The sequence below is a fragment of the Pseudomonas sp. 06C 126 genome, from assembly GCF_001855215.1.
Lineage (GTDB): Bacteria > Pseudomonadota > Gammaproteobacteria > Pseudomonadales > Pseudomonadaceae > Aquipseudomonas > Aquipseudomonas proteolytica.
Genome location: NZ_MIFU01000140.1, coordinates 53,480 through 77,631, shown reverse-complemented (window position 1 = coordinate 77,631; position 24,152 = coordinate 53,480). Strand labels below are relative to the sequence as shown.

At 57.6% G+C, this 24,152-nt stretch carries 23 protein-coding genes; 3 read left to right on the top strand and 20 right to left on the bottom strand.

Annotation, left to right across the window (positions count from 1 at the left end):
* The first annotated feature begins 4 nt into the window (after positions 1-4).
* Positions 5-625, top strand: coding sequence for a 1-acyl-sn-glycerol-3-phosphate acyltransferase (locus tag BHC62_RS25620; protein WP_029290113.1), 621 nt, complete (start codon positions 5-7; stop codon positions 623-625).
* A 1-nt stretch (position 626) separates the two neighbouring features.
* The gene (locus tag BHC62_RS25615) at positions 627-1,559 is read left to right on the top strand and encodes a phosphatidate cytidylyltransferase (RefSeq protein ID WP_029290116.1); all 933 of its coding nucleotides are present in this window, start codon (positions 627-629) and stop codon (positions 1,557-1,559) included.
* Positions 1,560-1,639: 80 nt separating this feature from the next.
* Here BHC62_RS25615 and BHC62_RS25610 read toward each other — a convergent pair whose 3' ends face one another.
* Genes BHC62_RS25610 through BHC62_RS25580 form a run of 7 tightly spaced genes read right to left on the bottom strand, consistent with a single transcriptional unit; the run spans position 1,640 to position 9,820 of the window.
* Positions 1,640-4,813, bottom strand: coding sequence for a hypothetical protein (locus BHC62_RS25610; RefSeq protein WP_070996629.1), 3,174 nt, complete (start codon positions 4,811-4,813; stop codon positions 1,640-1,642).
* A gap of 15 nt (positions 4,814-4,828) precedes the next feature.
* Positions 4,829-5,635, bottom strand: coding sequence for a glycosyltransferase family 2 protein (locus tag BHC62_RS25605; protein WP_070996628.1), 807 nt, complete (start codon positions 5,633-5,635; stop codon positions 4,829-4,831).
* Positions 5,636-5,646: 11 nt separating this feature from the next.
* Positions 5,647-6,003, bottom strand: coding sequence for an SMR family transporter (locus BHC62_RS25600; protein WP_070996626.1), 357 nt, complete (start codon positions 6,001-6,003; stop codon positions 5,647-5,649).
* A gap of 2 nt (positions 6,004-6,005) precedes the next feature.
* Entirely contained in the window at positions 6,006-6,839 is an 834-nt protein-coding gene (locus tag BHC62_RS25595; RefSeq protein ID WP_070996624.1) for a sugar phosphate isomerase/epimerase, read from the bottom strand.
* On the bottom strand, positions 6,836-7,621 hold the full coding sequence (locus tag BHC62_RS25590) for an NAD(P)-dependent oxidoreductase (RefSeq protein WP_070996623.1): 786 nt from the start codon (positions 7,619-7,621) through the stop codon (positions 6,836-6,838). The genes BHC62_RS25595 and BHC62_RS25590 overlap by 4 nt, the downstream gene beginning before the upstream one ends.
* 25 nt (positions 7,622-7,646) lie before the next feature.
* Positions 7,647-8,795, bottom strand: a complete 1,149-nt coding sequence (locus BHC62_RS25585) for an FAD-binding oxidoreductase (protein WP_070996620.1) — start codon at positions 8,793-8,795, stop codon at positions 7,647-7,649.
* Positions 8,795-9,820, bottom strand: coding sequence for a glycosyltransferase (locus BHC62_RS25580; protein WP_070996619.1), 1,026 nt, complete (start codon positions 9,818-9,820; stop codon positions 8,795-8,797). The genes BHC62_RS25585 and BHC62_RS25580 overlap by 1 nt, the downstream gene beginning before the upstream one ends.
* 783 nt (positions 9,821-10,603) lie before the next feature.
* Here BHC62_RS25580 and BHC62_RS25575 point away from each other — a divergent pair.
* Positions 10,604-11,572, top strand: a complete 969-nt coding sequence (locus tag BHC62_RS25575; protein ID WP_029290119.1) for a bifunctional GNAT family N-acetyltransferase/nucleoside diphosphate kinase regulator — start codon at positions 10,604-10,606, stop codon at positions 11,570-11,572.
* A gap of 120 nt (positions 11,573-11,692) precedes the next feature.
* Here BHC62_RS25575 and glmS read toward each other — a convergent pair whose 3' ends face one another.
* The 13 genes from glmS to BHC62_RS25510 form a co-directional block, all read right to left on the bottom strand.
* The gene (gene glmS, locus BHC62_RS25570; protein WP_029290121.1) at positions 11,693-13,525 is read right to left on the bottom strand and encodes a glutamine--fructose-6-phosphate transaminase (isomerizing); all 1,833 of its coding nucleotides are present in this window, start codon (positions 13,523-13,525) and stop codon (positions 11,693-11,695) included.
* A gap of 10 nt (positions 13,526-13,535) precedes the next feature.
* A complete protein-coding gene (locus BHC62_RS25565; protein ID WP_029290123.1) occupies positions 13,536-14,303 on the bottom strand; it encodes a DeoR/GlpR family DNA-binding transcription regulator in 768 nt (255 codons plus the stop codon).
* Positions 14,304-14,530: 227 nt separating this feature from the next.
* Complete coding sequence (gene glmU / locus BHC62_RS25560) at positions 14,531-15,898, bottom strand: bifunctional UDP-N-acetylglucosamine diphosphorylase/glucosamine-1-phosphate N-acetyltransferase GlmU (protein ID WP_070996617.1); 1,368 nt, start codon at positions 15,896-15,898, stop codon at positions 14,531-14,533.
* A 123-nt stretch (positions 15,899-16,021) separates the two neighbouring features.
* A complete protein-coding gene (locus BHC62_RS25555) occupies positions 16,022-16,438 on the bottom strand; it encodes a F0F1 ATP synthase subunit epsilon (RefSeq protein ID WP_029290129.1) in 417 nt (138 codons plus the stop codon).
* Between the two features lie 44 nt (positions 16,439-16,482).
* Positions 16,483-17,859: a F0F1 ATP synthase subunit beta gene (atpD, locus tag BHC62_RS25550; protein WP_029290131.1), complete on the bottom strand. Its 1,377-nt coding sequence runs from the start codon at positions 17,857-17,859 to the stop codon at positions 16,483-16,485.
* Positions 17,860-17,886: 27 nt separating this feature from the next.
* A complete protein-coding gene (gene atpG / locus BHC62_RS25545; protein ID WP_029290134.1) occupies positions 17,887-18,747 on the bottom strand; it encodes a F0F1 ATP synthase subunit gamma in 861 nt (286 codons plus the stop codon).
* Positions 18,748-18,797: 50 nt separating this feature from the next.
* Positions 18,798-20,342 carry a F0F1 ATP synthase subunit alpha gene (atpA, locus tag BHC62_RS25540; protein ID WP_029290137.1) on the bottom strand — a complete coding sequence of 515 codons (1,545 nt, stop codon included), beginning with the start codon at positions 20,340-20,342 and terminating at the stop codon, positions 18,798-18,800.
* Positions 20,343-20,363: 21 nt separating this feature from the next.
* Positions 20,364-20,900, bottom strand: a complete 537-nt coding sequence (locus BHC62_RS25535; protein WP_029290139.1) for a F0F1 ATP synthase subunit delta — start codon at positions 20,898-20,900, stop codon at positions 20,364-20,366.
* Between the two features lie 12 nt (positions 20,901-20,912).
* Positions 20,913-21,383: a F0F1 ATP synthase subunit B gene (locus BHC62_RS25530; RefSeq protein ID WP_008439543.1), complete on the bottom strand. Its 471-nt coding sequence runs from the start codon at positions 21,381-21,383 to the stop codon at positions 20,913-20,915.
* Between the two features lie 56 nt (positions 21,384-21,439).
* Complete coding sequence (atpE, locus tag BHC62_RS25525) at positions 21,440-21,697, bottom strand: F0F1 ATP synthase subunit C (RefSeq protein WP_002555987.1); 258 nt, start codon at positions 21,695-21,697, stop codon at positions 21,440-21,442.
* Positions 21,698-21,830: 133 nt separating this feature from the next.
* Entirely contained in the window at positions 21,831-22,700 is an 870-nt protein-coding gene (gene atpB, locus BHC62_RS25520) for a F0F1 ATP synthase subunit A (protein WP_029290172.1), read from the bottom strand.
* Between the two features lie 16 nt (positions 22,701-22,716).
* Entirely contained in the window at positions 22,717-23,124 is a 408-nt protein-coding gene (locus BHC62_RS25515) for a F0F1 ATP synthase subunit I (protein ID WP_010565865.1), read from the bottom strand.
* Between the two features lie 148 nt (positions 23,125-23,272).
* Positions 23,273-24,145 (bottom strand): ParB/RepB/Spo0J family partition protein, encoded by an 873-nt coding sequence (locus BHC62_RS25510; protein ID WP_070996615.1) that lies wholly within the window; start codon positions 24,143-24,145, stop codon positions 23,273-23,275.
* Positions 24,146-24,152: the final 7 nt, after the last annotated feature.

Here is a 24,152-nt window from a genome sequence, read left to right as displayed (position 1 = left end):
TCCCATGTTCGAACCCGTGGTCGCAACCCTGATTACCTCCATGGCCCGCACAGTGACCGGCGCTCGCAGCCTGTGGCTGGGTTGTGCGCCAGAACCGGTGCAGCGCATCTACTTTGCCAACCACAGCAGCCACGGCGACTTTGTGCTGCTCTGGGCATCCTTGCCGCAGAACCTGCGCAAAGCCACGCGTCCGGTGGCGGGCACCGACTACTGGAACAAGAGCGCCTTGCGCCGCTACATCATCAACCGGGTCTTCAATGGGGTCCTGATCGACCGCGAGCGCAAAGACCCTGTGGATAACCCGCTGCAACCGATGCTCGAAGCCCTGGAACATGGCGACTCACTGATCATCTTTCCCGAAGGCACGCGCAACCTGGAGGATGGCCTGTTGCCGTTCAAAAGTGGCCTGTATCACCTGGCAAAGAGTTATCCACAGGCGCAACTGGTCCCGGTGTGGATCGCCAACCTCAACCGCGTGATGCCCAAGGGTCGCGTGCTGCCGCTGCCACTGTTGTGCACCACCAGCTTCGGCGCACCGCTGCAACTGCAGGACGACGAAGACAAAGCCCTGTTCCTCGCCCGCAGCCGCGACGCCCTGCTCGCCCTCGCCCCGGAGCATTCCTGACATGGATAGCCAAACCCTGATGTTGTTCGGCGGTATCGGCATGATCCTGGTGCTCGCCTCGCTGATCGGCCTGATCCTCAAGCTGCGCACCCGCGGCGCACCCAATGCGGTAATCGACAACCTCAACGCCCGCATCAATGCCTGGTGGGTGATGGTGGTGGTGATCGGCATCGCCTTCTGGCTCGGTACTGGCGCGGTGATCCTGTTGTTCTACGCCGTCTCGTTCTACGCCCTGCGCGAATTCCTCACCCTCACCCCCACCCGCCGCAGCGACTACCCAGCGCTGGTCGCCGCGTTCTACCTGGCCCTGCCCCTGCAATACCTGCTGATCTACTTTGACTGGTACGGCCTGTTCTCGATCTTTATCCCGGTCTACGTGTTCCTGCTGCTGCCCATCTTGGCCTCCCTGGGCGGCGACAGCACGCACTTCCTGGAGCGAGCCTCGAAAGTACAGTGGGGCCTGATGATCGCAGTGTTCTGCGTATCCTTCGTCCCCGCGCTGCTGACCCTCGACATCGTCGGCTACGAGGGCCGCAACCTCCTGCTGATCGCCTACCTGGTGATCGTGGTGCAACTCTCGGATGTGCTGCAGTACGTGTGCGGCAAACTGTTCGGCAAACACAAGATCGCGCCCAACCTGTCACCTTCGAAAACCGTCGAAGGCTTTGTTGGCGGAATCCTGCTGTCATCCCTGATCGGCGCGGCACTGTGGTGGATCACACCGTTCAACCCCTGGCAGTCTTTCCTGATTGCACTGCTGATCAACCTACTGGGCTTTGCCGGCGGGATTGTGATGTCGGCGATCAAGCGCGACCGAGGCGTGAAGGACTGGGGGCATATGATCGAAGGACACGGCGGGATGCTGGATCGGCTGGATTCGGTGTGTTTCGCCGCGCCAATTTTCTTTCATCTGGTGCGGTATTGGTGGACCTGAGCAGTACCCCGCAGTGCTGAAACGACAAGACCCGATGTCCGCCAGGGACATCGGGTCTTGTGGGTTTAGAGCGACTTACATCAGTGCTGCCGCTGGTAGAGCCCCAGGTTATCAACCTTGAAACTGCTGCAAGCGCCAGCATTGTCCAAATCGATCCGGATGCCTTTCACATGCTGCAACGTCAACCAACGCGGTGACGCATCCAACGGCACGATCAACGTCCCGTCCTCTGCATTGAAACGAACACTGGAGGCTTCGAACGGCCCTTGTTGCCCGTCTCCCCACCAGAACACCTGCATACGCGGCTCCGCAGCGCGGCCTGAGCAGCGGAACTCGAACTTGAGCAGGCCAGCGTCGTGGCCAGATAGATTCAGCGCCGCAAGATCGAAACTCATCGATGGATCACCACCCTCCACCCGGTAGCTGCTTTTTTGTACAACCAACTGGCTAAGGCTCGGCTTTACGTCAACCAGGTTATTGATCAGCGTCATCTTGTTGCCCAGGGAACCTTGGGAACGGCCCCAGGCGACAGGGATTTTCTTCAGGTCTGTTGATGCAAAAGCGCGCTGCAACAAGGCTGCCTGGTATTCGGCAATCGCTTCGGGGCGAGGTTCGATCAGCCGTGGGTGGCTTACCGGGTCAGCGTCGGAAACCTGCAACGCCGGACCCTCCAGCCATATGCTTTGACCCGCGACACGTATCTCGCGAATACGGCGCACCTCGCCCTGGTTGATCTGGATCTGATCACCCACCTTCAACGCCGCCAACATGCCCGGATCGGACACATAGAGCGCTGCGACCGTGCGATTGATGCCGTGGCTCCAGTTCGCGTCGGTAAAGTCCATCAAGGGAATCTCGATGCTGGCGACTGGCGCTGAGGCACTGCCCTTTTTCCGCCCGAGAATGAAACCATCCACATAGACCGGGTCGTAGTGATCGACAATGAACCGATACAGGTACGGATTACGCAGCGCCAGGCCGCCGCCGTCGTGAATGATGTTCATCCCTTCCAGCAAGGCGATGGTCGGCAAGTCTTGTTTCAGAGTCTCGATAGCCCGCAGTTGCTGGGCTGGCGACACCATGTTGTACGCCGCGGTGACCGGCAGCAGCGGCCGATAACCCAGGTAGAAGTACTGGGCGTTGCGCGAGCTCAGGTCCAAATAAGTTTCGCCCGCCGGAACATTGCCAGCCAACACTCGCGACAGACGGGTGAGTCTGTCCCAGTGAGGAGGCTGTACAAAGGACCGGCCAATATTCGGCAGGCCTGCCGCCACACCATCACTGATTCCCAACCCTTGGGTGCTGATAACAGCCGTGGTGGATTTGACCAGGTTATTGATCGACACCGGAGTGAAGCCCAGAGATGCGCTCATACTCGCGGCCAGGACAACCATGACCACTTTGCTGCGCGCACTGAGCATGCCCCAGCAGACGATAGGAAACAGGATCGCCCAACCGAAACTCGCCGCCAATCCCGGGCGAGACATGCCGCCAGGATCGACGCGGCCCATCGAATAAGGGATCAACAACAACGCAAAGAGGAACACCACCAGCAATGGCAGCAAGGTGTCGAGGCGCCGCTCTGGTGTTTGGAACCAGCGATGTACCAACATCAGGCACGCCAGTGGAATAGCGATCCAGGACATACGCAACGCTTCAAACACGAAACCTTTGCGCGCTCCCTCCCAGCTCAGTTCCCATGGCACGCCGTAGGCTACCTGGTTGATAGGTCCGTTTTCCAAGACATAACGGATAGCCCCCAACAGCATGATCCCCGCTGGCGTAACCACCGCCAGCACCAGGAGCACCACACCTGCAATCACAATGCCCTTCAGTTTCCGAGGGGGTGGCGCTTTCCAGAGGTGCCAGGCGTAATAAGCAGCCATCACCCCGGACGCCGCCGCAAGCAGCAGCCCTTGTGGCGGGATTCCGAGGACTACCAGTGGCGCCGTGATCATCCACACCAGCAGCCATCGCTCAGGACGCTGGCGCAACGACGGGTTCAACCACAGGCAGAGAAACGGGATCAGAAACAGCCAGATAATGTTCGCGGTCAGGAAGAAGATGGCGGCAAACGCTAGCCCGATACTGCGCGAAAAATAGTAGAGCGACAGGAAAGCGGCAAAAGACAACAATGCGATGCTGAGGTTACCGACATGAATAATGCTGCCGGCAGAACCGTCATAAAACACAAATGACAAGAACTGGGTCAGGTCATCACCGATGACGCCGTGGGCAGGAATATAGTCAATGTAGGGAACGGCACCTTGAATGTAGGACCACCAGCCCAACAGGCTTTCACCGAAGTGATAGTCGTCAGCGCTGATGTTGGGGAAAATGGTCGTTCCCATTTTCAATCCCACCAGCAAGCCGAAGAACGCGATAGGCGACAGCAACGTGGCAATGTCGCTGGTTGATGTATACCGACGGAAACGCCGCAGTACATCTATCACGCCCCAGGCCAGCATTCCGATAACCAGTACCTTCAACCAGACCGTGGTCTCGTACTTGGAAATACTGCCATCTGGCTCCTGTATTCGAGCGGGGTACAGCGCCAGGTAAAAGGTCGACAACCCCAACTGACCGGCCATCACCAGCCACGAGGCAACTCGTGCAAACCCCTTGGGGTTCCACAGGATATACGCCATACCCAGGATCCATCCGACGATGGCTATCCCATAAGTGGGCTTGGCGTATCTGGACAGCTCAATCCCTTCGGTCAAGGCAGCTGGCGCTCGGCCCAGCGCCAACACCACCTCTAGCTGTACCAGCGCCAGCAACAGGATACCGAGCGCGCCCAGGCCGAATACACGGGGGTCGACATTGACTTTTCTGACCACGCCAACCGTGGCCGCCAACGCGATAAACGAGACACCAAACACCGAGCAGTAGAGGACTTTCGGCTCCAAATCCGTGCCAAGCACCATGCATGCAATGGCGGTGATAGCCGGGAGCGACCACCACAACCATTGGTTGGATAAGACCAGTGCGCTGTCACTCCCGAATTGTTTTTTATGACGCCCCATCAAGGAGGTAAAAAACAGTAACGCGCAGAAAAGAACAGCGATGAATACCGGAGCAACCACCTGGTCCTGAAACTTGGTATCTGCGGTCCAACTGATGTAGCCCACGATGAAGTCGGCATACTTGGGTGCGGTCGAGATACCCAGACATAGCAACAGTGCAAACGCCGTGATAACCACGGTCGCCAGCACTGAAGAAACCCTTTCATTCATTTCCAGATGCTTGAACATTTCACGACCAGATCTTTAGTTGTACTTGCCAAAACAGGCTCGGAACAATACCGCCAGTACCGAAAGGTTGCCTTTTACGCTGCTGATCTTGGTCGGTACTTCACCTTGGGGATAACGACGTACTGTCGCCAGTTCCACGCAGCGATAACCCAATTTCGGCGCCCGGTATGACAGGTAGGCAAGCAGCTCATAGGTGGTGAACACATCACGGAAGATCGCCATCTTCGGATCAATCAGCATCTTGCGGCTGTAGGCGCGAAAACCCTGGGTGGTATCTGTCCACTTGAAGCCGGAAAACAGGCTCAGCATCGGCGCGTGGATAAAACGGATAGCAAAATCGCGGGACTTGGGGGTGTTCTCGGCAACACCACCCTCGACAAAACGCGAAGCCTGGACAAAATCCACACCCTGCTTGAGTGCTTCGATAAAGCGTGGGATGGCCTCTGGATCATCCTTGTCGTTGCCATCAATGGTCACGATACCTTCGTAGCCCTGGTCCAGGGCGAAGGCATAGGCGCAGCGCAGCTGCGCGCTCAACTTGCCCGGGGCCGTCTTGACCAGCAGGCCGCGCACACCCACCTGCTGCAGTGATTGCAACTCGAGCGAGCCGTCAGAACTGCCACCATCGACGATAATAATGTCGGCCATGTCCGCGATGTTGAACGCCGCCATACGAGTGAGCAGGTTCTTGATCCGGTCACCTTCGTTGATGACCGGGATGACCACGCACCAAGGGTGCTGGCGACCCAGCCAGAGTGGTGTGTCAAAGGAAGGTACCTGCCAGCCGGCACGGACATCGGGAGCAATATCAGAAGAAGTCATTTTAATTTCCATCAAACGACGCGAGCTGTGATCAGCCCTACGCCAGCAATAACCAGGGCGATGCCGACTCCCGTGGTCCAGTGAAAGGACTCACGGAAAAACAGCAGGGAAAACAGGGCGACCGTCGCAATAGCCCCGGCCGTCAGGACCGGGTGCGCCACGTTCAAAGGCAAACGGGCCAAGGCCGCGGCATAGAGCAGGAACGCAGCGCCATACAGGCCCAGCCCGACCCAGAACGGCCAGTTGCTGAGTGCCGCCATCGGGTCGCTCAAGGAAGGGAATTTGCGCGGGGGCATCATTGCCATCTTCACCAGAACGCTGGCGGAGGCGTTCGACAAGATACCCAGGATCAAAATGATCCATTTCATGCTCATGCCGTCACCTCGTCGGGGGTGCGGTAATACTCGCGGGCAACCTGCAGCGCACGCTCGATCGATTGCGCATGGGGTTCAGCCTTGGTAGCCACCATCTCAATGGTGACCACATGCCCCGGCAAGTATTGGGCTACGGCACGTGCCATTTTTTCGTGGTCAGTACCGCCGTCACCTAATGGGAGCAAGTCAGGTTCACTGGCGTGGATATGCCCGATCAACTCGGCACAATCATCAAGCACTGTGAACGGGTCTTCACCGTTGATTGCCAACGCCCCGGTGTCCAGTTGCATACGGATAGCCGGATGATCGATTGCCCGCACCACCCTCGCAGTTTCCGCACTGGTGGTCATGAAGTTCGCACCGTAGCAGGTGGGGTTAGGCTCCAGGCAGATCGTCACACCGCTCGCCTGGGCGATATCGCCCAATTGCCGGAAGAACGCCACAGCGGCATCCTGCGCCTGCTGATCGGTCAAACCACTGCGATCACGGTTCTTCGGTGAGCCAAACACAATCCGTGTTGCCCCCAGGCCCGCGCCAATGCGGCACACGCCCGCCAGGTGTTGCAGCAAGTCCGCCTGGCTTTGCACGGAGCCGAACACATTCAGGCCCGTAGTGCCGAACAGCAATGCCTGCATACCGGTCAACGCAATCCCACGCTGCGACCACCAATCCTTGACCCGCGCAATCTCTTCGTCCGTGGCCTTGGCAGGCTCCGGGAAGTATTTGCCCGGTGCAATATCAATTGCATCGACGGCAAACCGCGCAAGCAGTTCAGCAATGGCTTCGTCCTCGGTGGTCTCCCACGCGATATTGGAAATCGCCAGCCTCATGCCTGTGCTCCCGATGCGGCCTTGAGCGGCTCCGACTGCGCGTAGGCCCGCACGGCCTGCACGGTTTCACGAGCGCTGTACTGGTAACGCCCCGTGCCACCAAACAGCTGCGCATGCTTGGTCTGCATGTCATAGGTAGCGGCCGCATTGGCCAGGGTATTGGTGAAAGGCTTGCCGAAGCCCTTCTGCGAAATGTCCGCGACACTCACTGCCTGGGCAGTCAGGTGGACCAGCTTGAGTCCCGCATCGAGCGCGGTCTGGATGTCGTACCACAAGTTGATCATCGGGTAGAACTGGAACACGCCCCGGCTATCGATGGCCTGCAGGTTGTTGTCGTTGAGGAAGTCAAAAATCACGTTTTTACGCAATCCAGGCCCGACGAGCCCTGGCAGGCGAACGATCAAGTGATTCGGAAAATGACTTTCGACGAAGGTTTCCAGCAGCCTACGGTGCAGGCCATAGGCATGCAGGCCGGACTCATCGACCGGGGTGTCTTCATCAACGCCGATGGGGCTTTTGAACACATCAACCGTGCTGATCAGCACGAAAGTCTTGCACTGGATGGTTTTCAGATGGGCGATCAGTGCTTCGATCTTCTGGCGGTCGGCCTCAGGCTCGCGGTTGGCAATCCATTTTTGCGCCGGGGCGCCGGCACAGACCACGAGGTCGAAGGATTTGCCTTCTATCTCACTGATGTTGGTGGACCGGTACAAGTCCCCAAAGGAAGCCTGTTTAAGAAGCGTGCCCCCGACAAACCCGGAGAAACCAATAAGCGAATTCATCTTTTTCCGCTCCAAACCTGAAGTTTTATTGACCTTGATGGGAAAAACTCTCGGTATCCAGTTTTTCAAGCACATCGTAAATGTTGTCTATCTTGCCACCCAGCACAGAAAAGCAACCTGGCAACTCGGCGTGCTTCTCGAAAAGAATCGGGCGCCCATCATCACCTTCATTCTTCACCAGGATGGTCTTGACCTCGAACAGCGAATCCTTGTGTTGGGCCTTGAGCACTTCGGGGATATACCGCCCGACGTCCCTGACCATGCGGTCGACCCGTGAATCGCGCTCATAAAGCCGCAGCTTTTCGTAGGGATCGAGGCCTTTTTCATCATTCCAGTGCAAGTGCGGCGTATAGCGTACATGGGACAAAGTGTGCAGCCCACGGGCCGGAAACGGCATCAGTGAAAAGAACGGTCCATCCATCACCGTGACACCCAACCCCTCAAGGGATTCGGGCATCTGCATCAAGGCCATTTCCGTGATCTCTTGCTTGAGGCCGGTACTCACCCCCGCGAAATCACCCGCAAACTGATTGAGGCCACTGTACGTACAGTTGAAGACGTACCGGCAGGTCGTCAGCGCCTCCTCGCCCTGGGAGGTTTGGGTGACCACTTGCAAAGGCGCCGTCGCGCCCCTGGAAATCGAAGTGACACGTGTCTGATAGCGGATCTGCACACCGCTTTCTGCCAGCTCGCGAGCCGCCCAGGCCGCCAGGCGAGTGGTGTCGAACGCATATTCCTCGACCAGGAACACTTCTTCTATCAAGCGTGGCTCGAACAAGTCACGCAGCGCTGGATCGGCAGGTTTTAGGTCCGCACCGATGTCCCGGCAAAAGCGCTCGAACTGCTTGGCCGTGACCTTGGAGTTGCGGCGGGCAATGGCGTACAGCTTGGTAAAGTCCTGCTTGACCACCTGCGGCCAGTCCTGGACAAACCTGGGCAAGTTGACCCGGCTGCGATAAGCCGTCGTGAAGCTGCGCGGGTAGTGATAGCCGTTATGCACACGAGCCTGGTTGTTGTAACTGGCGCGCGTCATCAGTGCCGCCTCACGCTCTACCAACAGGATCCTTTTGAAACCCCTCTGCTTGGCCAGGTACACCGCAATGGCTGCACCGTAAAACCCCCCGCCGATAATGACGGCATCCTGCTCAGGCTGGCTGGCTTGGGTGCTCGACATCAGGAAGCTCGTTCGGTGGGATGGACCTGCGGCACGACCGAACCAGGTGCTGCCTCTTCAATATTCAGCTTCTCGCGCCGGGTCATGCGTGCGCTGGTGAACTCCTGGCCTACATGATAGAGCGGCCCTTCATTCGACAGGCTGGCCATGTTGAGGATGTATTCACCCAGCACCAGCAACACCAGGGAAATCAGGAAAAACATGCCCGACTGCTGGAGCGAGAAACTGATCCAGCCGGGCGCTACATCAGCCTTGAAGATACCTACCGAGATCACATAGACGCAGTACACCAGGTTGGCAACCGCGCCAAACAGCGAGAGGTAGGTCACCAGGCGCATAGGCGCGCGCGTGGTGGAAACCAGCAAGCGCACGCCACGATCGATACTGTCGCCCAGGCGCTTGGGGCTGCAGGCCTGGGGTACCGCGCTGTACTTGAGATAGGCCCGGGCAAAACCACCGGTGGCCGGTAGATGGCGGTAAGTCATCGAAGGCTGGGGGTGTTGCAGGATGAAGTTGATCACCCGCTTGCTCAGGATGCGGTACTGAGGCGCTTCCTTGGCAAGGTGAACCCCGTTGAAGCGGTTGTACATGCTGTGGAACACCGCGTTGGCCCAACGATAGGCCAGGCTCTGGGTGCTCTTTTGTTCGTTGTGGGCAAAAACAACATCGGCGCCACTGACCGCCTGATCAAGCATCTGTGGGACGAAGTTGATGTCGTCCACCAGCGGATCGATGACCGCGACATAGTCACCCAAGGCGTTTTCCAGGCCGACCCAGGAGGCGGTGTCGGTGTCCACTTCCTTGGTCAATGCATAGACCTGCAAGTTGGCCAGGCCTTTCTCGCTGGTCAGGCCCTTCAAGACCATGACACTGTCATCATCGGACGCGTTATCCACAACGATCAGCTCATAGTCACTGACTGTTTTCGCAATGACTTCGGCGGCTTCGGAGAGTATTTTTTCAATTTTATCGCCCTGATTACGAACGACAAAAACGACAGATAAAAAACAGGGAAAATAAGCCATCACCAACTCTCGCAAAAATTAATTAAAAGACTGGATGAGTCGTTTATCCGAGATCGCCATATATAGCCTGAATGTGTCACACCCTGACCGAGAGTTTCAGCGCCACAGGGTCATTGCCAAGATGGGGTAGCCATTACCAAACGTTCAAATCGCTCGTCCTTGAAGCACCAGGCCAAAACCACGCCTGAAACTTGGGGTAAGGCAGAATAGACAGAAGCTATCAGACCTTGCACCAGCCCAAAGATGCGCCGGATCATACCACAAAAAATGGGACCCTCCCGACGCCGAAAATAGCGTTATACCAGCGTTTAAAGCACGTAAACAAACACCTCGAAGCCCCTTGAAAAATCATGCTTTAAAAAGAGTTTAATAATTAAAAGATTATCTGTAGCCCTTACTTAAGTCAGCCATCCGCATTCAACCAGAATGATCTGTAAGTAGTTTCCCCAGATCAAGTTTGGTCTTAACACCGGGAATCTTCGAGATGACCAGCACAAATAAAACAGCCCGCGAAGGGGTGAGCATTACGGGGGTGCGGTGATCAATTCGTCGAGGGTTGTGCAAGACTTGAAGTTGATCCAGTCACAGTGAATTTAGAGAATTAAAACTGTTGCACCCAGTCTTCACACGACATCCACGGACATTTGATGGAGCCCCTCACGGCGAGCCTCTGGATCGGATCAAGGGCAGGGTTCGGTAAAACGATGATTTCCTCGAACTCTCCAGGCTGTTCGGCATTCCTCGCGTTATGTCTTAACATAGCCGGTTGCCGAAAGAACCGTCATGGCCATGACCATGGAGGGCTTCCGCCCTTTTCGACTACAAATAAGTGTGCTGAAGATGAACAAGCCTTTCATTTCGCTGTGCCCTGAAATTACTCGGGCGCATGCGCTGACGCTGATGGACTGGTTGGAGGATGAGCGCGTCACCTGCTACCTGAGCGATTCGCGTGATGTCTCCCGCTCCATCGAGCACGCCATCGATCGGACTCAATTGCCGATCCTGACCCATCTATTCAACCGGGGCGGGCGATTCTTCATGGCCTATGACCGGCATGACGCCCCGGTGGGCTTTGTCCGTCTCATCAAGACCGGCTCAGATTGCGAGATCGTCCTGGTCATCGGAGACAGCGACAAATGGGGCAGGAACCTTGGCGCCCGCACGATCCGCGAGGGCATGAAACTGGCCTTCCTCGACATGCGGGCCAAGAAGCTCATCGCCAAGATCCACCCGGACAACGCGCGCTCGCTGAAAGCCTTTCTGCGCAGCGGCTTTGTGCTTGAGAGCGAAACACCGACATTGAAGTCGTTTTCGATGACGGTGGGGCGCTATCTCCAGTCCTTGCGCGAAGGTGCCGTTGGCGACGCCACTAGGATCTACATCACTGAAATCGACAAGGCCAGGCTCGAGAGCCTGATCGTGCTCGAGCCTGGCCCGGCCGTTGTTGAACTCGAACACGAGCTTGAGCGAGCCATTGTCGTCAAGCCACAGCAGGTGGCGCGCAATGTCGTCACGATGAACTCCAGGGCCTTGCTGCAGCTGGACGACGAAGAGATCGAAGTGGCCCTGGTCTACCCCGAAGACGCGGACAGCAACGCAGGGAAGCATTCCGTGTATTCCGACATCGGCGCCGCCATTTTGGGTTATCAGGAGGGGGACGCCATCGACTGGCGGATTTCTGACCGGACCCGCCGGATTGAGATCAGGAAAGTGCTTTACCAGCCGGAGGCTGCGGGCGACTTCCACCTATAGAGATCGGGCCCAGGGTACTTCGTGTAGCCATTGAGGACGGTGGCGCGTCTGTAGCAGGCGCTGATCAGAACGGTCAGCTACCTGCGTCAGATTTGATTCTCTAAAACCACCCTATAGACGTTACTCAACCGTCACCGACTTGGCCAGGTTACGCGGCTGGTCAACGTCGGTGCCCTTGAGCACGGCCACGTAGTACGACAGCAATTGCAGCGGGATGGTGTAGAGGATCGGCGACAGGGTGTCGTGGATGTGCGGCATGTTGATGACGTGGGTGCCTTCACCGTTGGTCATGCCGGCCTTCTCATCGGCGAACACGATCAGTTGGCCGCCACGGGCGCGCACTTCCTGCAGGTTGGACTTGAGCTTCTCCAGCAGTTCATTGTTCGGCGCAACGGTGACCACGGGCATGTCGTCGTCCACCAGGGCCAATGGGCCGTGCTTGAGTTCACCGGCCGGGTAGGCTTCGGCGTGGATATAGGAGATTTCCTTGAGTTTCAGGGAGCCTTCCATTGCCACGGGGTATTGCGCACCACGGCCCAGGAACAGGGTGTGGTTCTTGTCGGCAAACAGCTCCGCGACTTTCTCTACCGTGCTGTCCATAGCCAGGGCTTCGCCCAGGCGAGTCGGCAGGCGGCGCAGTTCTTCTACCAGGGTAGCTTCGACGCCTGCGGCCAATGTGCCGCGCACCTGGCCCAGGGACAGGGTCAGCAGCAGCAGGCCCACCAACTGGGTGGTGAAGGCTTTGGTGGAGGCTACGCCGATTTCGCGGCCGGCCTGGGTCAGTAGAGTCAGGTCGGACTCACGCACCAGGGAGCTGATGCTGACGTTGCAGATCGCCAGGCTCGCCAGGTAGCCCAGCTCTTTGGCATTGCGCAGGGCCGCCAGGGTGTCGGCGGTCTCGCCGGACTGGGAGATGGTCACAAACAGCGTGTCGGGCTGCACCACGACCTTGCGGTAGCGGAACTCACTGGCGACTTCGACCTGGCACGGGATGCCGGCCAGTTCTTCGAGCCAGTAACGGGCGACCATGCCGGCGTGGTAGCTGGTACCACAGGCGACGATCTGTACATTGCGCACTTTGGCGAACAGCTCGGCGGCTTGTGGGCCGAACGCGTTGACCAGCACTTGCTTGTCGCCAAGGCGTCCTTCCAGGGTGCGTTGCACCACGGCGGGTTGCTCGTGGATTTCCTTGAGCATGAAATGGCGGAACTCGCCCTTGTCGGCAGCTTCGGCACCGTCGCGGTATTGCACGGCTTCGCGCTCGACAGAGTTGCCGTTGACGTCCCAGATCGCCACGCTTTCACGGCGGATGTCGGCGATATCACCTTCTTCCAGGTACATGAAGCGGTCAGTGACCTGGCGCAGGGCCAGTTGGTCGGACGCCAGGAAGTTCTCCCCCAGGCCCAGGCCGATCACCAGCGGGCTGCCACTGCGGGCGGCAACCACACGATCCGGCTGGCTGGCGCTGATCACGGCGAGGCCGTAGGCGCCATGCAGTTCCTTGACCGTGGCCTTGAGGGCGGTGGTCAGGTCGCTGTGGTCCTTGAGCTTATGGTTGAGCAGGTGGGCGATGACTTCGGTGTCGGTGTCCGAGGTAAACACATAGCCCAGGCCCTTGAGTTGTTCGCGCAGCACTTCGTGGTTCTCGATGATGCCGTTGTGCACCACCGCAATATCACCGGAGAAGTGTGGGTGTGCATTGCGTTCGCACGGCGCACCGTGGGTTGCCCAGCGGGTGTGGGCGATGCCCAGGCGGCCAGCCAGGGGCTCACCGGCCAACGCCTGCTCCAGTTCGCTGACCTTGCCCGGGCGACGCATGCGCTCAAGCTTGCCTGCGTTGCTGAAAACCGCCACGCCGGCACTGTCGTAGCCACGGTATTCGAGGCGCTTGAGGCCTTCGAGCAAAATGGCGGTAACGTTTCGTTCAGCGACTGCGCCTACAATTCCACACATGGTTTTTCTCCTAGATGACTGCCGCGCAAATCAGCGTAATGCCGCGGGCTTGAATCTGGTCGCGGGCCTCAAGCGGCAGGCGATCATCAGTAATAAGGGTATGGACGCTGCTCCAGGGCAGTTCCAGGTTGGGGATCTTGCGGCCGATCTTGTCGGATTCGACCATCACCACCACTTCACGGGCGACTTCGGCCATCACCCGGCTCAGGCCCAGCAATTCATTGAAGGTGGTGGTGCCGCGCTGCAGGTCGATGCCGTCAGCGCCGATAAACAGTTGGTCGAAGTCATAGGAACGCAGCACTTGTTCAGCGACCTGACCCTGGAACGAGTCCGAGTGCGGGTCCCAGGTGCCGCCGGTCATCAACAGCACCGGCTCATGCTCCAACTCACTCAGGGCACTGGCCACATGCAGGGAGTTGGTCATCACCACCAGGCCCGGTTGATGACCCAGCTCGGGGATCATCGCGGCGGTGGTGCTGCCGCTGTCGATGATGATCCGTGCATGTTCACGCAGCCGTTTGACCGCCGCCCGGGCGATCGCGCGCTTGTGCACAGAAATGGGCTGGGCAGGATCGCCCACCAGTTCCTGGGGCATGGTAATTGCGCCACCGTAGCGACGCAGCAGCAAGCCGTTGCTTTCCAGCGCGGCGAGGTCCTTGCGGATGGTCACTTCGGAGGTTTCGAAACGCTTGGCCAATTCGTCCACGCTCACTTCACCCTGCTCGTTGAGCAAGGTGAGGATGTTGTGGCGTCTTTGCGGTGTATTTCGTTTCGACATGGTGATGATAAGTTTCGATTCGAAAGATAACGAAGGCAATCAAAACCTATTGACGAAAGATCGTCAAGCAGAGAAATGAAATTTTATTGAAGCCCCAGATCAAAAGTGTGGGAGCTGGCTTGCCTGCGATAGCGGTGTATCAGTCGATGAAAACGTGACTGAAATATCGCTATCGCAGGCAAGCCAGCTCCCACATTGATGGGTGGTGCCTGAAGGTTGTGGATAACTCAGGTCTTTTTGATTTTGACCGGGCGTTTCCAGCCGTCGATATTGCGTTGGCGGGCGCGGGCTACTGCCAATTGTGACTTATCCACATCCTGGTTGATGGTTGAGCCTGCCGCGGTGTTTGAACCATCGCCAATGGTGACGGGCGCAATCAGTGAATTATTGGAGCCGATAAAGACGTCTTCACCAATCGTCGTCTGATACTTGTTGGCACCATCGTAATTGCAGGTAATGGCGCCAGCGCCAATGTTGCTGCGGGCCCCGATCACTGCATCGCCAAGGTAGGCCAGGTGCCCTGCCTTCGCATCGTCGCCCATCCGTGCGTTTTTCAGCTCAACAAAGTTACCCACATGGGCCCTGGCGCCCAGCACGCTGCCCGGCCGCAACCGCGCGAACGGCCCTGCATCGCTGCCCTCACCCATCACCGCACCGTCAATATGGCTGTTAGCCTTGATCACCACACCTTTGCGCAGGGTGCTGTCCTTGATTACGCAGTTGGGGCCAATCACCACGTCGTCTTCAATGATCACGCGGCCTTCAAGGATCACGTTGATATCGATCAGCACGTCACGGCCTACGGTAACCTCACCGCGCACATCGAAACGCGCCGGATCACGCAGCGTCACGCCCTGGGCCATCAAGCGGCGGCCTTCGCGCAGTTGGTAGTGCCGCTCCAGCTCCGCCAGCTGCTTGCGGTCGTTGGCGCCCTGCACTTCCATCGGGTCGTGGGGCTGCTCGGTGGCGACCACCAGGCCATCGTTGACGGCCATCTCGATGACGTCGGTGAGGTAGTACTCGCCCTGGACGTTGTTGTTCGACAGACGACTCATCCAGTCCGCCAAATGAGCTGCCGGTACCGCGAGAATCCCGGTGTTGCCTTCGGTAATTGCCCGCTGGGCCTCAGTGGCGTCCTTGTGCTCGACGATGGCGGTGACCTTGCCGTCGGCATTGCGCACGATACGGCCGTAACCGGTCGGGTCGTCCAGCTCGACGGTGAGCAACCCCATCTGGCCAGGCACCACGTGTTTGAGCAGGCGCTGCAGGGTTTCTACTTCGATCAGCGGCACGTCACCGTAAAGGATCAGCACAGTGTCAGCCTTGATGAACGGTACGGCTTGCGCCGTGGCATGACCGGTCCCCAATTGCTTGTCCTGCAATACGAAATTCAAGTCGTCGGCGGCCAGACGCTCACGCACCACGTCGGCGCCGTGGCCAATCACCACGTGGATACGCTGTGGCTCCAATTGCCGGGCGCTGTGGATAACATGGCCAAGCATGGAGTTGCCAGCAACCGGGTGCAGTACCTTGGGCAGGGCTGAACGCATGCGAGTGCCCTGGCCTGCGGCGAGAATGACGATTTCAAGAGACATGAATGGCTACCAATCCTGGGCGGTCCGGCTTCAGACCAAAGAAGTGTTTTGCAAAAAAAGAAAAAGGGTAGCCGAGGCTACCCTTTTTAATCAATCGCGCATGAAGCATGACGGCTTGGCCGCTTACTTCTTGCGGATCTGCTGGAGCGTGCGCAGCTGGGCTGCAGCCTCGGCCAGACGTACAGCAGCAGCGCTGTAGTCGAAGTCCGCACCCTTTTCGTTCAGGGCCTTCTCGGCAGCCTTGACGGCTTCCTGAGCGGAGGCTTCATCCAGGTCGCCAGCACGTTGCACGGTGTCGGCAAGTACTGTGACCTTGTTTGGCTGAACTTCGAGGAAACCACCAGAGATGTAGAACACCTCCTTTTCCCCGTTCTGCTGGGTCAAAGTAATCGGACCTGGCTTGAGATCAGTAAGTAACGGAGCGTGACCCATGGCGATACCAAGATCACCCAAGCCGCCGTGCGCTACTACCATCTCGATCAGGCCGGAATAGATTTCCCCTTCCGCGCTGACGATATCGCAATGGACTGTCATAGCCATCTGATTGCCTCAACCTGATGAGCGCCCGTTGCCGGGCGCCTGGATTACAGTTTCTTGGCTTTCTCGATCGCTTCTTCGATGCCGCCGACCATGTAGAACGCTTGTTCTGGCAGGTGGTCGTAGTCACCGTTGAGGATGCCTTTGAAGCCAGCGATGGTGTCTTTCAGGGAAACGTATTTACCCGAAGCACCGGTGAAGACTTCAGCCACGAAGAACGGCTGCGACAAGAAGCGCTGGATCTTACGAGCGCGGGATACCAACTGCTTGTCGGTTTCCGACAGCTCGTCCATACCCAGGATCGCAATGATGTCCTTCAGCTCTTTGTAGCGCTGCAGCACGTACTGAACGCCGCGAGCGGTGTCGTAGTGCTCCTGGCCGATCACGTTCGGGTCCAGTTGGCGCGAAGTCGAGTCGAGTGGATCGACCGCTGGGTAGATACCCAGGGAAGCGATGTCACGGGACAGTACGACGGTGGCGTCCAAGTGGGCGAAGGTGGTCGCTGGCGACGGGTCGGTCAAGTCATCCGCAGGTACGTATACCGCTTGGATCGAAGTGATCGAACCTTCCTTGGTCGAAGTGATACGTTCTTGCAGAACGCCCATCTCTTCAGCCAGGGTCGGCTGGTAACCTACTGCAGAAGGCATACGGCCCAGCAGTGCGGATACTTCAGTACCGGCCAGGGTGTAACGGTAGATGTTGTCGACGAACAGCAGAACGTCGTTACCTTCGTCACGGAACTTCTCGGCCATGGTCAGGCCAGTCAGTGCTACGCGCAGACGGTTACCCGGCGGCTCGTTCATCTGACCGTAGACCAGTGCCACTTTGTCCAGAACGTTGGAGTCCTTCATCTCGTGGTAGAAGTCGTTACCCTCACGAGTACGCTCACCCACACCGGCGAACACGGAATAACCGCTGTGCTCGATGGCGATGTTACGGATCAGTTCCATCATGTTTACGGTTTTGCCTACACCGGCACCACCGAACAGACCGACTTTACCGCCTTTGGCGAACGGGCAAACCAGGTCGATAACCTTGATGCCGGTTTCCAGCAGGTCGTTGCCGCCCGCTTGCTCGGCGAACGAAGGTGCTGGACGGTGAATGCCCCAGCGCTCTTCAGTATCGATCGGGCCAGCTTCGTCAATCGGGTTGCCCAGTACGTCCATGATCCGGCCCAGGGTCGCTTTACCGACCGGTACGGAGATGGCAGCGCCAGTGTCGACAACGTCCAGACCGCGCTTCAAGCCTTCGGTGGAACCCATCGCAATGGTACGAACTACGCCGTCGCCCAGCTGCTGCTGAACTTCGAGAGTCGTTTGCGCGCCTTGTACTTTCAGCGCGTTGTAGATGCTCGGTACGCTGTCGCGTGGGAATTCCACGTCGATAACGGCGCCGATGATTTGAACGATACGTCCGCTACTCATAGCTGGATCCTCTGAATATTTGAACCGTTAAACCGCGGCAGCGCCGCCGACGATTTCCGAGATCTCTTGGGTGATCGCAGCCTGACGCGCCTTGTTGTAGATCAGCTGCAAATCGCTGATCAGATCACCGGCGTTGTCGGTAGCGTTTTTCATCGCGATCATCCGCGCCGCTTGTTCAGCTGCGTTGTTCTCGACCACCGCCTGGTACACCTGCGACTCCACGTAGCGCACCATCAAGCCGTCAAGCAGCTCTTTGGCGTCTGGTTCGTAGAGGTAGTCCCAGTGGTGCTTGAGTTCCTGATCCGGGGTCGCCACCAGTGGAATCAATTGCTCCACGGTTGGCTGCTGGGTCATGGTGTTGATGAACTTGTTGGATACCACGGACAGGCGGTCGATCCGGCCTTCCAGGTACGCATCCAGCATCACCTTCACACTGCCGATCAAGTCATTGATCGACGGCTCTTCACCCAGGTGGCTGATAGCTGCAACGACGTTACCGCCGAAGTTGCGGAAAAAGGCCGCACCCTTGCTACCAACAACACACAGATCAATCTCGACGCCGTTTTCGCGGTTTACCGCCATGTCCTTGACCAGGGCCTTGAACAGGTTGGTATTCAAACCACCGCACAAACCACGGTCACTGCTCACTACCACATAACCTACACGCTTGACGGCGCGCTCGATCATGAACGGGTGGCGGTATTCCGGGTTGGCGTTGGCCAGATGCCCAATTACCTGGCGGATACGCTCCGCATAAGGACGGCTAGCAGACATGCGCATTTGTGCCTTGCGCATTTTGCTGACCGCCACTTTCTCCATGGCGCTGGTAATTTTTTGCGTGCTTTTGATGCTCGCAATCTTACTGCGAATCTCTTTTGCGCCTGCCATGTAACACCTATCAGGTTAGCAAGCGGGAGCCTTGCGGCTCCCGCTGCGGCTTACCAGGTTTGGGTGGCCTTGAACTTCTCGATACCAGCCTTCAGGCCAGCGTCGATTTCGTCATTGAAGTCACCCTTCACGTTGATCTTGGCCATCAAATCGGCATGATCTCGGTTGAAGTAAGCAATCAGCGCTTGTTCAAAGCTGCCGACCTTGGCGATTTCGACGTCAGTCAGGAACCCACGCTCAGCGGCATACAGCGACAGCGACATGTCAGCGATCGACATTGGCGCGTATTGCTTCTGCTTCATCAGCTCGGTAACGCGCTGACCATGCTCAAGTTGCTTACGGGTCGCTTCGTCCAGGTCAGAAGCGAACTGGGCGAATGCCGCCAGTTCACGGTACTGAGCCAGAGCGGTACGGATACCACCGGAGAGCTTCTTGATGATCTTGGTCTGAGCGGCACCACCCACACGGGATACCGAAACACCGGCGTTCACAGCAGGACGGATCCCGGAGTTGAACATGGCCGATTCCAGGAAGATCTGACCGTCGGTGATGGAAATCACGTTGGTCGGAACGAACGCGGAAACGTCGCCAGCCTGGGTTTCGATGATCGGCAGTGCGGTCAGGGAACCGGTTTTGCCGGTCACTGCGCCGTTGGTGAACTTCTCTACGTACTCTTCGGATACGCGCGATGCGCGCTCCAGCAGACGGGAGTGGAGATAGAACACGTCGCCTGGGTAGGCTTCACGGCCTGGTGGACGGCGCAGCAGCAGGGAAATCTGGCGGTAAGCCACTGCTTGCTTGGACAGATCGTCATAAACGATCAGCGCGTCTTCACCGCGGTCGCGGAAGAATTCACCCATGGTGCAACCGGAGTACGGTGCCAGGAATTGCAGCGCAGGAGATTCCGAAGCACTGGCAGCCACGATGATCGTGTTGGCCAGGGCGCCGTTTTCTTCCAGCTTGCGAACCACGTTGGCGATGGTCGATTGTTTCTGACCGATTGCTACGTAGACGCAGAAAATGCCGCTGTCTTTCTGGTTGATGATCGCGTCGATCGCCAGAGCGGTCTTACCGATCTGACGGTCACCGATGATCAGCTCACGCTGGCCACGGCCGACTGGGATCATGGCATCGACAGCTTTGTAGCCAGTCTGTACAGGCTGGTCTACCGACTTACGCCAGATCACGCCTGGAGCAACTTTCTCGACCGCGTCGGTCTCGGTGTTGCCCAGTGGACCTTTACCGTCAACAGGGTTACCCAGTGCGTCGACAACGCGACCCAGCAGTTCCTTACCAACCGGAACTTCGAGGATGCGGCCTGTGCACTTGGCGCTCATGCCTTCAGCCAGACTGGTGTATGCGCCCAATACAACGGCACCTACGGAGTCTTGCTCCAGGTTGAGGGCCATACCGTAGACGCCGCCCGGAAACTCGATCATCTCGCCGTACATTACGTCGGCCAGACCGTGAATCCGCACGATGCCGTCAGATACGCTGACGACAGTGCCTTCGTTACGGGCTTGGGAGGTCACATCGAGCTTGTCGATGCGGCCCTTGATAATTTCACTTATTTCGGAAGGATTGAGTTGCTGCATTGCTCTGCTGCCCCTTCAAACTCAAGATTTCAATGCTTCGGCAAGATTCGCGAGTTTGCCGCGAATCGAGCCATCGATAACCAGGTCGCCGGCGCGAATGACAACACCCCCAATGAGGGATGGGTCTTCCGCAACTTGCAGGCGCACTTCCCGGTCGAGTCGTGCACTGAGAACCTTGGCGAGTTTGTCTTGCTGTTCTTGGTTCAATGCAAAAGCACTGGTCACTTCAACGTCTACCGACTTCTCTTGTTCGGCCTTGTACAGGTCGAACAGAGCGGCAATCTCCGGCAAAAGCAGGAGACGGTCGTTTTCGGCAATGATGTGGATGAAGTTCTGCACTTTCACATCAAACTTGTCGCCGCACACGTCAATAAACGTGGCGGCCTTGTCTGCGCTCGTCAGTCGCGGGGCCTTGAGCACGCGCTGCATGGTGTCGTCTTGCGACACTGCTGCAGCCAGGCCGAGCATGGCTGACCAAGAGGCCAGCTGCTGGTGGGCCTGGGCGTGCTCGAAGGCTGCCTTAGCGTAAGGTCGGGCCAACGTGGTCAATTCTGCCATGATCGCCCTCGCTTAAATTTCAGCAGCCAGTTTGTTTACCAGCTCCGCGTGCGCGTTTTGATCGATTGTGGCACCCAGGATCTTCTCAGCACCGCCGACGGCCAGAGCACCCAGTTGGGCACGCAGCGCATCTTTGACACCGTTCAATTCCTGTTCGATCTCGGCCTGAGCCTGAACCTTCACACGGTCAGCGTCGATACGGGCTTTTTCAACAGCCTCTTCAACAATCTGGTTACCGCGTTTCTTGGCTTGCTCAATGATTTCAGCTGCCTGAGCCTTCGCTTCGCGCAGTTGCTGACCCGCTTTATCTTGGGCCAACTCCAGGTCGCGAGCTGCTCGTGCGGCAGCGTCCAGTCCATCCGCGATCTTCTTCTGACGTTCGTGCAAAGCCGCGATGACCGGAGGCCATACGAACTTCATGCAGAAAACAACAAAAATCAAGAACGCTAAGGACTGACCAATAATGGTTGCATTAATGTTCACGCCAATACCTCGCTCGTTCGTTGCACAACACACCAATCACTCGAAAAAACGAGTGATTAACCGGCGAGTTGACCAACGAAGGGGTTCGCGAAGGTGAAGAACAGAGCGATACCAACACCGATCATGGTCACGGCGTCGAGCAGGCCGGCAACGATGAACATTTTAACTTGCAGCATTGGAACCATTTCTGGCTGACGCGCTGCGCCTTCCAGGAACTTGCCGCCCAACAGGCCGAAACCAATGGCAGTACCCAGGGCGCCCAGGCCGATCAACAGTGCAACAGCGATAGCGGTTAGACCAACTACAGTTTCCATCTTTCCTCCCGACTTTTACGTCGTATGGTTTAGGTTTTTTAGATTTTAAAGCGGTAAAACAAATCGTTTCATAGCCCTTGGGGGCCACCTTCCCGTTTCACCGGGAAGGACATCAGACTAGTCGAGACTGGTCTTAATGGTTCTCTTCGTGCGCCATCGACAGGTAGACGATGGTCAGCATCATGAAGATAAACGCCTGCAGGGTAATGATCAGGATGTGGAACACAGCCCACGCCCACTGCAGAACAATGCCCAGGCCGCTAAGCCAGAGCAGGCCGCTGCCGAACATCACAGCGATCAGAATGAACACCAGCTCGCCGGCATACATGTTGCCGAACAGTCGCAGAGCCAGGGAAATCGGCTTGGCGATCAGGGTGACGAATTCCAGCAGGAAGTTCACCGGGATCAGCAGGGCTTGAACGAAGATGTTCTTGCTGCCGAACGGGTGCAGGGTCAGTTCGCCGATGAAGCCGCCAATGCCCTTGATCTTGATGCTGTAGAAGATGATCAACGCGAACACCGACAGGGCCATGCCCAGGGTAGCGTTCGGGTCAGTGGTCGATACCGCACGGAATGGGATGTGCGGGTCGCCGCTGATCCACATGGCCACTTGCGGGATCCAGTCCACCGGGATCAGGTCGACGGCGTTCATCAGGAACACCCAGACGAAGATGGTCAGTGCCAGCGGTGCAATCACCGGGCTACGGCCATGGAAGCTGTCTTTCACGCTGCCATCGACGAATTCGACCAATACTTCAACGAAGTTCTGCAAAGCACCTGGCTGACCGGAAGTCGCCTTCTTTGCCGCCATGCGGAAAATCAGGACGAAGATCAGACCCAATGCGACCGACCAGCCCAGAGTATCCAGGTGGAAAGCCCAGAAGCCCATTTCTTTGGCCTCTGCTGCGGAGTGGGCAAAGCCCCAGCCGCCGTTGGGAAGCTGACCGAAGGTCAGGTTCTGCAAGTGGTGCTGGATATAGCCCGAAGCGGTTGTTTCTGCCATGGTTGCCTCAAACGCCCTAAGGTTTCGAAAGTCTTGTTTTCATTAGCAGGGGAGCGAACCAGCTGACCAGTTGGGTCAACACGAAGACGCCGAATACAGCTAGCGGCGCCAATGGCTTCACACCTGCAAAGGTCAGTGCAAACAGCACTGCCGTCAAAATCAGTTTCCCTGCTTCGCCGGCATAAAAAGACCGGACGATAGCCTGGGCTGCTCGGGCGCCGGAAAACCGAAAGGCCCTGTGAGCAAAATACATATTGGGCAGCAAGGCTATCAGGCCTCCGCAGAGTCCTGAATACCCGGCTACGACCCCATGCCAATACCAAAGCGCCAATGCGGCGATCAGCAGAATGACAAATTGGGCCAATAAAACCGGGAAAACGGCCAAGCGATGGAACGGCAACGTGTTTGGCGTGCGGGTTTCCATCACTCTTGCTCCTCAATGGTCGGCTGCCGGAAATCAATAACTTGGCATAATTTGTGCCGACAAAATGCGCGCAGAGTATAGGGGCGGTTCTGCCCCTATTCAACTGCCGGGTAGTGATTTCCGACTGCACGCTACATAAGCAAATGTTTCAGCGGATGTGGGAAAGAACGCCCTGAAGCTCATCGAGGGAGTTATATCCGATAACCAATTGCCCTTTACCCTTCTTACCGTGGCGAATTTGCACCGCAGAGCCCAGCCGCTCGGCCAGGCGCTGCTCAAGGCGCGCAATATCCGGATCAGTTTTGGCGGTTTCAACCGGTGCAGGTTTGCCGCTGAGCCACTGGCGAACCAGGGCCTCGGTCTGACGAACGGTGAGACCTCGTGCGACAACGTGTCGCGCCCCTTCAACCTGTTGATTTTCCGGTAAACCGAGCAAAGCACGGGCATGACCCATTTCCAGGTCACCGTGGGACAACATGGTCTTGATCACTTCTGGAAGCGCGATCAGACGCAACAGGTTGGAAACCGTGACACGGGATTTGCCCACCGCATCGGCCACTTCCTGCTGGGTCAGCTTGAATTCCTGCTGCAAGCGCTGCAGGGCAATGGCTTCCTCGATGGGATTGAGGTCTTCGCGCTGGATATTCTCGATCAATGCCATGGCAATGGCAGTTTCATCCGGCACATCGCGCACCATCGCCGGGATGGTTTCCTGGCCGGCCTGCTGACTGGCGCGCCAGCGGCGTTCGCCGGCGATGATTTCAAACCGACCGCCACCAATGGGGCGCACCACAATCGGCTGCATCACGCCCTGGGCCTTGATCGAATTGGCCAGCTCTTCCAGCGCCTGCGGGTCCATGTCCCGGCGCGGCTGGTACTTGCCACGCTGGATCAGGTCCAACGGCAAGTGTTGCAGCTCACGGGAGTCGGCCTGCACCGCCTGTTCTTCCAGCGAAGTGACAGTCGGACCACTCAGCAGTGCATCCAGTCCACGTCCGAGACCTCGTTTCTTGACGGCCATGGGGATT